The 1,089-nt window shown below is 31.0% G+C and carries 1 pseudogene; it reads right to left on the bottom strand.

Going from position 1 to position 1,089, the window contains the following annotated elements:
* Positions 1-1,089 (bottom strand): annotated as a pseudogene (locus tag H2280_RS08310) (hypothetical protein); the annotation flags it as partial.

Here is a 1,089-nt window from a genome sequence, read left to right as displayed (position 1 = left end):
AAGGTCTCCTTTTTTGTAAATAAATTCCAATCTTTCAGGTGTAAAATAATAAGGGGCATTAGGATAACCTTGAGGAGGGGTTAAGGCTGCGAGTTTGGCTTGTAAATAAAGCTCTTCTAGATAAGTTTCTACCTTTGCTTCACTCCAGCGATTAGGTATATCATAACTATAATTTCTTGCACAACCTTTTTTATAAGCATCTATTTCTTGATCAAATTTCCATCTGCTTTCAGGAGTAGAATTCTTTAATTTACCGTCACTAACTACATATGACAATGTTTTCATTACCTTATTATCAATATCATAAATAAAATTATACTCGTTTGGATCTATAATCCATTCTGTAGAGATTAATTCATCTAAAAAAGGAAGCATACCATATTTATCATAGGGAGGATGTTTGGCAAAGTTTTTGATAATTTGTTTTTTTAAAGGGTTATCATATATTTCAATTGAACGATAGTATAAAGCTTCTAAAGCATCTTTATCTCCTAATTGCACTCCAAGCCAAAGAGCTTGAAAGCCTCTTGATTTTAACCCTGCACTGCTAAGCTCTATGGCCGCATTATAAAAAGCTTTTTTATTACCTAATATACCTAAACAAAGCTGATATTCTCCTGCAATTAAATCAGAGGCTAGAGTACCCGACTTATCTCCAAAAGCCGCATAAGCTCCATGTTTAAGAGCATCTTCATAAAGTTTTTTACTACTGTCTTTAAGCTGAGCAAAATGAAACCTACCATCAAATACTGTATATTTCATTATAATGGAATAAGCATATAAACCCCAATAAGCATCTCCTAAGTCATACTTGTCTATAAGCTCATTATAGATTCTTATACTTCTATAAGTAGAATCTGCAAATTCTTGAATTAAACTTTCCAATAAAGCTTTATTATCTTCATCTTGATATAATTCATTCACAATGGATATAAAATAATCTTTTGAATATCCAAGTTCTGCTAAAACAAGTCCTGCCTTATAATCTTTACCTTGTTCATAAGCATAACTTAAATTCTTAATAGCTTTGTGAAAAAGATCATATCCTTTATAACCTAATCTACTAGCTTCTTTATAATCTTTTACTCC

Source organism: Campylobacter sp. 2457A (assembly GCF_020135895.1).
Taxonomy (GTDB): Bacteria; Campylobacterota; Campylobacteria; order Campylobacterales; family Campylobacteraceae; genus Campylobacter_D; species Campylobacter_D taeniopygiae.
This window is presented reverse-complemented; position numbering and strand designations above follow the sequence as displayed.